Source organism: Brachybacterium sp. Marseille-Q7125 (assembly GCF_023062615.1).
In the GTDB taxonomy this organism is placed as follows: Bacteria; Actinomycetota; Actinomycetes; order Actinomycetales; family Dermabacteraceae; genus Brachybacterium.
Genome location: NZ_JALLAL010000005.1, coordinates 78,703 through 88,115 on the forward strand (window position 1 = coordinate 78,703; position 9,413 = coordinate 88,115).

At 70.7% G+C, this 9,413-nt stretch carries 8 protein-coding genes; 4 read left to right on the forward strand and 4 right to left on the reverse strand.

The genetic code is table 11. The features are described from left to right. The first annotated feature begins 6 nt into the window (after positions 1-6). A complete protein-coding gene (locus MU407_RS02750; protein ID WP_246955121.1) occupies positions 7-942 on the forward strand; it encodes an NAD(P)-dependent oxidoreductase in 936 nt (311 codons plus the stop codon). Positions 943-949: 7 nt separating this feature from the next. Here the strand turns inward: MU407_RS02750 and MU407_RS02755 are convergent, their stop codons facing one another. Both MU407_RS02755 and mtnN read right to left on the reverse strand, forming a co-directional pair. Next, entirely contained in the window at positions 950-2,719 is a 1,770-nt protein-coding gene (locus MU407_RS02755) for a BCCT family transporter (RefSeq protein WP_246955123.1), read from the reverse strand. Positions 2,720-2,817: 98 nt separating this feature from the next. Beyond that, on the reverse strand, positions 2,818-3,519 hold the full coding sequence (mtnN, locus tag MU407_RS02760) for a 5'-methylthioadenosine/S-adenosylhomocysteine nucleosidase (protein ID WP_246955126.1): 702 nt from the start codon (positions 3,517-3,519) through the stop codon (positions 2,818-2,820). Positions 3,520-3,632: 113 nt separating this feature from the next. On the opposite strand from mtnN, the gene MU407_RS02765 reads away from it, so the two are divergent. After that, positions 3,633-4,529: an alpha/beta hydrolase fold domain-containing protein gene (locus MU407_RS02765; RefSeq protein WP_246955129.1), complete on the forward strand. Its 897-nt coding sequence runs from the start codon at positions 3,633-3,635 to the stop codon at positions 4,527-4,529. Position 4,530: 1 nt separating this feature from the next. Here the strand turns inward: MU407_RS02765 and MU407_RS02770 are convergent, their stop codons facing one another. Continuing rightward, entirely contained in the window at positions 4,531-5,241 is a 711-nt protein-coding gene (locus tag MU407_RS02770) for a lysoplasmalogenase family protein (protein ID WP_246955132.1), read from the reverse strand. 111 nt (positions 5,242-5,352) lie between these two features. Beyond that, positions 5,353-7,089 (reverse strand): arginine--tRNA ligase, encoded by a 1,737-nt coding sequence (argS, locus tag MU407_RS02775; RefSeq protein WP_102236785.1) that lies wholly within the window; start codon positions 7,087-7,089, stop codon positions 5,353-5,355. 49 nt (positions 7,090-7,138) lie between these two features. On the opposite strand from argS, the gene MU407_RS02780 reads away from it, so the two are divergent. Together MU407_RS02780 and MU407_RS02785 are read left to right on the forward strand one after the other, a co-directional pair. Continuing rightward, a complete protein-coding gene (locus tag MU407_RS02780; RefSeq protein ID WP_102236786.1) occupies positions 7,139-7,558 on the forward strand; it encodes a YccF domain-containing protein in 420 nt (139 codons plus the stop codon). 106 nt (positions 7,559-7,664) lie between these two features. Next, positions 7,665-9,395 (forward strand): hypothetical protein, encoded by a 1,731-nt coding sequence (locus tag MU407_RS02785; protein WP_246955134.1) that lies wholly within the window; start codon positions 7,665-7,667, stop codon positions 9,393-9,395. Positions 9,396-9,413 lie beyond the last annotated feature (18 nt).

The window sequence follows — 9,413 nt, forward strand, 5'->3', positions numbered from 1 at the left end:
GAACCCATGAAGATCCTGCTGCCCGACACTCTGGACCTGGACCCGACGCTGCCGGACGGCTGGAACGCCGCGGTCATCGACGCGCGGGAGCCGATCCCCGCCGAGCACCGTGATGCGCAGGCCATCGTCATCTGGGGCGCGTCCCGTCGCCATCTCACCTCCGCCGCCGAGGATCTGCCCGCGCTGCGGCTGGTGCAGTCGCTCTCCGCCGGCGTGGAGGGCATCCTCGCCGCCGGTTTCCGGGAGGACGTCGTCATCGCCACCGGCGCCGGGCTGCACTCGGCCACCGTCAGCGAGCACACCCTGGCGCTGCTGCTCGCGCTCGTGCGGCGCCTGCCGGAAGCCCGCGCAGCGCAGGAGCGCGGGCACTGGTCACGCGATCTCGGCGGGCTGCAGCCCCTGCATCCGGCGGGCCGGATCACCACCCTGCTCGGGGCGCGTGTGCTGATCTGGGGTTTCGGTGAGATCGCCCGCACCCTCGCCCCGCTGCTGGCCGCTCTCGGCGCCGAGGTGCGCGGCGTGGCCCGCAGCGCGGGGGAGCGGGACGGCTTCTCGGTCATCGCGCAGGAGGACGTGGCGAGCGAGCTGCCGCGCACCGATGTGCTGATCGACATCCTGCCCGGCGGGGAGGCGACCAGCCAGGCGATCGACGCCGCGGTGCTGGAGGCGCTGCCGGATCACGCGCTGCTGCTCAACGTCGGCCGCGGCACCACCGTGGACCCCCTCGCCCTGCGCGAGGCGCTCGAGGCCGGGACGCTCGGCGGCGCGGCCCTGGATGTCACCGACCCCGAACCGCTGCCGGAGGATGACCCGCTGTGGCAGGCCCCGCGCCTGCTGATCACCCCGCATGCCGCGGGCGGCCGTCCCGTCGGCGCCGATCAGCGCATTACGCAGAACCTCCGCGCCCTCGTGGAGGGCACGGAGGTTCTGCACCGGGCGTGAGGCGGGGTCAGTCCCGTCGGCGGCCGAAGGGGGTGCGGCGCGGACGCTCGGTCACCGTCGGCATCTCGCCGGTTATGGTGGACAGCTGCTCCTGCACCTCGGTGGCCACGCGCTCCTCGACGCGCGCATCCACCTGGTCGGAGATCGTCTCGACGATCTGCCCCTCGTAGCGCTCCATGAACTCGCGCTGACGCAGCCGCAGCTCGAGCCGCTCGATGACCTTCACCTCGCGTGAGAGCGAACGCCACAGCGACACGCACATCCCGATCATGATGATCGAGAACGGCAGGGCGCTCAGCAGCGCGAGGGACTGCAGCGCGGTCATCCCCGAGGCCTCCTCGTCACCGGACAGGGAGCTCACCCAGATCAGGGACGCGGCGATGACACCGGAGGCGGAGGCCCAGAAGATCCGGGTGATGCGCGGCGGGTTCGGGTCGCCCTTGTGCGCGATCATGTCCATCACGAAGGCGCCGGAGTCCGCGCTGGTGATGAAGAAGATCGACACCAGCACCACCGCGATACCGGACAGCAGGGTGCCGGCCGGCAGCTGCGCGAAGGTGCCGAACAGTGCGGTGTTGGGGTCGATGCCGCCCTCGGGGCCGGTGAAGTCCACCCCCTCCAGCACGGACTTGTACAGAGCGGTGCCGCCCATCACGGTGAACCACACGAAGGTCACGGCGGTGGGGACCAGCAGCACGCCGGCGATGAACTCGCGCACGGTGCGGCCGCGGGAGATGCGGGCGATGAACACGCCCACGAACGGCGACCAGGAGATCCACCAGCCCCAGTAGAAGGTGGTCCAGCCGTTGATCCAGCTGGCACCCTCCTCACCGCGGAACGGCAGGGTCTGGAAGGACAGCTGCAGGAGGTTCTGCAGGTAGTAGCCGATGTTGGAGACCAGGTCCCGCAGCAGGAACAGGGTGGGGCCCAGGATCAGCACGGCCACCAGCAGCAGCGCTGCCAGCGACATGTTCAGGTTCGAGAGGATCTTGATGCCCTTGTCCACCCCCGTGGCGGCCGACAGGGTGGCCAGCGCCGTCACCACGATGACGATGGTGACCTGGATGCCCGTGGAGTTGGGCAGCAGCCCCAGATGGTCCAGGCCTGCGGCGATCTGGTTCACACCGAAGCCCAGCGAGGTGGCGATGCCGAACAGGGTGCCCACGAGCGCGATGATGTCCACCAGGTCGCCGATCCAGGTGTCGGTGCGCTTGCCGAGCACCGGCTCGAGAGCCCAGCGGATGGAGACCGGGCGGCCGCGGCGATGCACCGCATACGCGACGGCGAGGCCGACGACCACGTAGATGCCCCAGGCGTGCAGGCCCCAGTGCAGGAAGGTCTGCCCGAGCGCCCGCTCGGCGCGCGCCGCATCGTCGAGCCCCGCCGCATTCGGCGGCACATGCCCGGCGTAGAAGGTCAGCGGCTCCGCCGCACCCCAGAACACCAGGCCGATGCCCATGCCCGCGGCGAACAGCATCGCGAACCAGGAGAACAGCCCGAACTCGGGCTCCTCATCGTCCTTGCCCAGCTTGATCTGGCCCTTGCGACTGAGCGCCAGGACGATCCCGAACGCCACGAAGGCCGTGACCGCCAGCACGTAGTACCAGCCGATCGAGCTGACCACGGTGGAATTCAGCGTGGAGATCGCATCGTTGAAGGCATCCGGTAAAAACAGCGCGAAGGCGAGCGCGAGCAGGATGATCCCGGCCGAGACGAAGAAGACCGGTTTCGACAGCGAATAGGTGGCGGGTGCACTCGTCGGTGACGAAGCGGACACGACAAAACCTCTTTCGAGGGGAGGGCGTGGGATGACCCCAGCACAGTAGTTCCCTCGCGGTGTCCCTGGCTATTTCCGCGAGACAGATCACGCGGAAGCTATTGCGCGCTGAGGACTCGCGCCAGCTCCTCCACGGCTCGCGCCGACGTCTCGGCGACCACATCCAGCTCGAGGTGGAACTGCTGTCCGGCCGACGGTCCGCACAGGTCCGAGACGGCGCGCAGAGCCGTGAACGGCACCCCGAGCGCCGCGCACGTGCGGGCGCTCGCGGTGGTCTCCATATCGGCGCTGAGCGCCCCGGGGAAGCGCTCGCGCATCGGGGCGGCCAGCGGTGCGGTGACGAAGGCATCCCCGGAGAGCATGAGCCCGCTGCGGTGCGCTGCGCCGGTGGCCACCGCCGCGCGGCGCGCCCGCTCCACGAGGTCCGATGGGCTCGTGTGCCGCTCGGGCCCGCCCGGCACCTGCCCGGGGGCGTAGCCGAAGGCCGTCGCATCGGCGATCGACCAGGTGAAGGACTCGCCGATGATGAGCGTGCCCACCTCGACATCGGCTGCGAGGCCCCCGCAGGACCCGGCGGCGACCGCAACCTCCGGCCGCAGCTCGAGGATCGCCCAGGTCGCCGCGGCGGTCGCGGCGGCGATGCCGATGCCGGTGGTGACCACCGCGGCCGGTGTCCCCGCGAGGGTGCCGCGCACCGCCCGCACTCCGGTCGTGAAGGGCACGGTGAGCGGTGCAGGGTCGTCCAGGCGCGCTTCGAGCGGCGCGGATTCTTCGGGCATCGCGGCGAGGACCAGCAGCATGCCAGCAGGGTACTGCCCCGCACGGGGCGCATCGGGCCCGTGTCCAGGCGGGTTCGTTAGGCTGGCGGCACTGTGAGCGAGGCGGCCGGCCGGGCCGCGGAATGGAGGCAGTGATGGGTCGAGTTCGCGACGCCGTGACCACCGGGGTGCGGGCGGTGCGACGGATCCCGATCCCCGCCGCCCTCAGCCACTCCGCGCTGCGGGAGGCTCGCCGCGCCACCCCGCCCGGGCACGTGCAGAAAGCCCATGCGATCGAGCAGGAGATGATCGGCCGCACCCGCACTGTGTGGCTGGACCGTCACCGCGCCGACCGGGGTTTGATCGTGTTCCTGCACGGCGGTGCGTACGTTTCCGGGCCCTTCGCAAGCGACTGGGCGTGGCTGTCCCGCCAGGCGGAGGCCGCGGACTGCGCGGCCCTCATGGTCGACTACCGCAACGCCCCGGACCATCAGCATCCCGTGGCGCGCGATGACGCCATGGCCGTCATTGAGACTCTCGCCCGCGAGGACCGCCTGCCGGAGTGTGGCTGGGTGCTCGCCGGTCAGCACTCCGGCGGGGGCCTGGCGATGGTGGTGGCCCGCCACTTGCGCGAGACGGCAGGCGTGCCCGCCCCGTCGGCCCTGATCGTCATCTCCCCCTGGCTGGACCTGGAGCTGTCCAACGCCGGGATCACCGAGACCGACCGGGTGGATCCGGTGCATGAGCGCCGTCTGCTGCACGATGCCGCCCGCCGCTACGCCCGTCGGACCCCGCTGGGGGACCCAGATCTCTCGCCGATCAACGGCAGCCTCGAGGGCCTGCCGCCGCTGCATCTCAGCGTGGGGCTGAAGGATCTGTTCCTGCCGGATGTGCGGGTGGCGCGTCTGCAGCTTGAGGAGCACGGCGCGGATCTCGCCTACCGCGAGGTGAGCGGGCGCCTGGGGCTGCAGCTGATGCCGCGCAAGGGCGAGGACATCGAGCGGCTGCATCGCGAGCACGCCGAGCTCGTGGCCCGCGCCCTGGGCCGCTGAGTCACGGCTCGACGATCACCAGCGCCGCCCCCGAGGAGCAGTGCCGCCCGTCCGACCGCCCCGGCAGGGTGCGGATCATTCCCGCGATCAGCAGGCCGTGCCCCACCGTGTAGGTGAGCATCACCAGCTCCGTGCTGTACGCGATCGAGGCGCCCGGCAGGAACCAGTCCATCCCCAGCAGGGAGCTGGACAGCAGGAACAGGGTCCCGCCCATCCACGTCCACCCATTGCCGCCGACGGACAGGAACGCCATGGCCGTCAGCGCCACCGCGTACAGCACCACCAGCGGCAGCAGCGGCCCGGCACCATCGGCGCAGGCCACGAACAGGGCGATCACCACCGCCCCGTAGGGGATCGCGAGCATGATGCGCAGCGGGTCGCGCGAGCGCAGCCACAGCGGCCACAGCGCGAGCGCGTAGCAGGTCAGCGCGCCGAGGAAGCCGAGCGCCGCAATGGTCTGCATGTGCTGCGGCCCCACCTGCCCGAGGGTGTCTCCCGCCCAGGCGCACAGCAGCCCCAGCGACAGCAGTGACACGGTGCGCGAGCGCATCGGCACCGCGGTCAGCAGCGCCCCCAGCAGCAGCGGGGCGAACAGCGGCTGGGAGGCGCGGGCGAGGGAATCGACCTGCTGCAGAAGCGCACCGATGTGCACCACCGCCGTGAGGACATACAGCCCCCACATCAGGCGGTTGAAGGAGCGCAGGGAGAGCACCCGTCCAGCCTAAGAACTGGCGCTCACCTGCACCACTGCTACGAGGTTCCGGACCGGTCACGGCCCGGTCACAGCCCGGTCACAACCGGGCGGCGCGCCTCAGATCTGCCCTCACATCTGCTCGGGCGCGCTCACGCCGAGAGCCCCCAGGCCCGCCACGAGCACCTGCTCAGTCAGCCGCGCGAGAGCGAGCCGTCCCGCCCGCACCTGCGCATCGGACTCCTTGAGGATGGGGGAGGCCTCGTAGAAGCTTGTGAACGCCTGCGCGAGGGTGAACAGGTAGGCGCACAGCCGGTGCGGCTCATACTCGGTGCCGACGGTCTCGAGCGTGGGCGCGAAGTCCAGCAGCGCGAGCGCGAGCGCCCGCTCCGCCGAGTCCACCACCCGCGGAGTCTCCCCGGCATCGATGCCCTGGGCCTGCGCCTTGCGCTGGATCGAGCGGATGCGCGCCACCGCGTACTGCAGGTACGGGGCGGTGTTCCCGGTCAGGGCGAGCATGCGGTCCAGGTCGAAGACATAGTCGGAGTCGTGGGCGGTGGACAGGTCCGCGTACTTCACCCCGCCGATGCCGATCTGCCAGGCGATCTGTGCGCGCTCCTCCTCCGGCAGGTCCCCGCGCAGCTCGTCGATCACGCCCCGGGCCTTGGTGACCGCTTCCTCGAGCAGCGCCATGAGGCGCAGGCTCGAGCCGGAGCGGGTGCGCAGGATCTTCCCGTCCTCGCCAAGGACCGAGCCGATCTTCACGTGCTCGGCCTGGACCTCCTCCGGCAGCCAGCCAGCTTCGCGGGCGGTGGCGAACACCATCTGGAAGTGCAGCTGCTGCGCGGCGCCCACCACGTAGGCGATGCGGTCCGCCTGCAGCGTCCGCACGCGGTGGCGGATCGCCGCGAGGTCCGTCGTGGCGTAGCCGTACCCGCCATCGGACTTGCGGATGATCAGCGGCAGCGGCGCCCCGTCCCGCCCGGTGAAGCCCTCCGGGAACACGCACAGCGCCCCGTCGGAGATCCGCGCGATCCCCGCGGCCTCGAGGTCATCGCACACCGCCGCGAGGGCGTCGTTGTAGGTCGACTCCCCGGCAAGGTCCGCGTCGGTCAGGGTCACATCGAGCATGTCGTAGATGCGGTGGAAATAGCCCTTGGACAGCTCCACCAGCTGCGACCAGATCCGCAGGGTCGGCGCATCCCCGCCCTGCAGGGTCGCCACCCGCTGCCGGGCCCGGGCCGCGAAATCCTCATCGGTGGTGAACTTCGCATTCGCCGCCTGGTAGAAGGCATTGGGGTTGGTGCGCAGCAGATCCGCCTCGGCGCTGTCCTCACCGACCTCCAGCAGATGCTCGATGAGCATCCCGAAGGGGGTGCCCCAGTCGCCGATGTGGTTCTGCCGCACCGGGGTGTGACCCAGCTGCTCGAGGGTGCGCACGATCGCATCGCCCACCACGGTGGTGCGCAGATGGCCGACGTGCATCTCCTTGGCGACGTTCGGCGCCGAATAGTCGACCACCACCCGCCGGGGCTGCTGTGGGGTGGTGATGCCGAGGGTCCCCCCGGCGGCCATCTCCGCGGTGCGCTCCGCGATCCACGCGGTCGTCAGGTCGATGTTCAGGAAGCCGGGTCCGGCGATCTCCGGGGGGTCGGCGATGCCCTCGAGGTCCAGGTGGGCGACGATGTCCGCGGCGATATCGCGGGGTTTGCGCCCCAGGCGTTTGGCCAGGCCCATCGCGGCATTGCACTGGAAGTCCGCGAACTGGGAGGGACGGATGATGGGGTCCGCATCGGCGTACTCGGGCCCGAAGGCGGCGGCGAAAGCGGACTGAAAGCGCTCGGCGAGCGCGGTCTCGAGGGCAGGCATGCGCCCAGGGTAGTGGCCGTCGCTCCGACGCGGCGCCTAGGGTTGGTGCATGAGAAGCATCCTCACCCTGATCCTGAACATCATCTGGCTGCTCACCGCGGGCTGGTCCCTCTTCCTCGGGTACCTGATCGCCGGTGCGCTCGCGTGCCTGCTCATCGTCACGATCCCCTTCGGTCTGGCGTCCTTCCGCATCGCCGGCTTCGTGATCTGGCCCTTCGGTCGGGAGGTTGTGGACACCGGCCGCGGCGGTGCCGCGAGCGCGATCGGCAATGTCATCTGGTTCGTCATCGCCGGGTGGTGGCTCGCCCTCGCGCATGTGGCCACCGCCCTTGCGCAGGCGGTGACGATCATCGGCATCCCCATGGCCTGGGCGAACCTCAAGCTCATTCCCGTCACGTGCTTCCCCTTCGGCAAGCAGGTGATGGATTCCTCCGATGCGCGCGCCCGGATGTTCCCCACCGCACGCTGAGTGCTGGATCGCACGTCGGCGCTGACCGGCGTGCCGACCGGTCTGGCGTGCGTGCGCTCCCTAAGATGCGAGAGCACTAGGCGTCTCACCCCAGGAGAAGTGGTCGATGGATTCGCATCCGCGCCCGGACCGTGGCCGCGACGCGGATTGGATCTTCGCGGTCGATGATCCGCACAGCATGCCCACCGAGACCCTTCCGGACCCCGCCGAGTTCGAGAGCTACGCCTCCCAGCTGCTGGCCCGCCGCGGAGCCCGCCCCGCCCTGCCGCCCGCGCCCGAGACGCACCAGGAGCAGGATGCGCAGCCCGATACCCACACCGACCAGATCCCGGTGATCACGGACCCGTCGGCCCCCCTGGAACGGGTGCCGACGGCTGAGCCGGACCCGGATGCCCCGTCCGCCTCGGGGGCGCATCCGGTGAGCTACGCCCGCTCCGGCACCACCCCGAACGCCGAGGACGAGGACGGCTCCGCCATCGGCGGTTTCCAGATGCCCGAACGGTTCAAGGACCTGGGCCTGTTCGATGCGCTGCGGGATCTGCTGGCCCTGGTGAGCTTCGCGGCGGCGCTCACCACGACCTTCACCGTCGCGGAAGTGCCGGTGCTGGAACTGGCGGGGAAGCTCGCGATCGGGGTAGGCATCGCCGCGATCCTCATCGTCCACGCGCTGCGCTGGATCCCCGATCATCCGCCGCTGGGGCTGATCCGGGTGCTGCGAATCGGCGGGATGCTACCAGCCCTCCTGGTGCCCGCCGCGGCGCTGGTCGCGGACCTGGTGACCTCCCTGCCGCTGCTGTTCGCATCCCTGCCCGACGGCCCGCCCGTCGGCATCGGGGTAGGCGTGAGCCTGGTGCTGCTGGGCGGAATCGTGGGCTTCGAACCCCGCGCCCACGGCGGCTACCTGCCGCGGCCGCGCGCCCTGCGGGCCTCGCGGACAGTGCTGCTCGTCATCGCCGGAGCCGCCGCGGTGTGGGCGCTGCTGGCGCTCGTGATGATCATCGGCCGCCTGTTCACCACCGGCTGGGGCTACTCCCTCATGACCTTCGCGCACACCATGATCTCGGTGCTGCTGCTGGGCATCGTGCTGGTCTCCGGGCTGCGCCGGGAGCGGACCTGGTACGTGTTCTCCGCTGCCGCGGTCGCGGGGCTGGTGATCCTGTCGCTCGCCGACAGCACCCTGGGCCTGCACTTCGCCGCCCCCGGTTCGGCCGCCAGCTCCTTCGTGTGGCTGCCGTTCCTGTTCGCCGCCTTCGGCGTGATGATCTCCCGCTCCTTCGTCCGCTCGATGCCGGTGTCGTTCCGCCGCACCGACTGGCTCGTGTTCACCGTGCGGGCCTTCGAGTTCAGCATCCTCATGCACGGCGCCGCCATGCTGTGGCACCTCATCGCCGCGATCGTGGCGCTCGGCCCCTCGGGGCAGGCCCCCGGCGGACCGGTCATCCACCTCATCGATGCCGTGGTGTGCGTGTGCTTCGTGGTGGTGTCCCTGTTCGGGCGCTCCGCCCTGCTGACCCGCCCGGCGGTCTCCGCGCGCGCAAGCGGGGTCGTGGCCGGGCTGGTGCTCACCGTCATCGGCTTCCTCGCCGTCATCGTCAACTCTCTGGCCATGGCGATCGGGGCGGGCCTGGTCACCGGGGGGCTCGCCCTTGTGCTCGGCATCGCGGTGGGGCTCATGCTCACCGTCCCCGCGCCCGTGCGCGACGAGTTCGGTGCCCCGGATCTCACCCGCATGTTCGCTGATTTCCGTGCCCGCGACACCGGGCGGATCTCCCTGCTGGACCAGGTGCCCGATGTGCGTGAGGAGACCGCCCGGCAGAAGGTCTTCCCCACCTCCTGATCCCGGGCATCCCCGCCC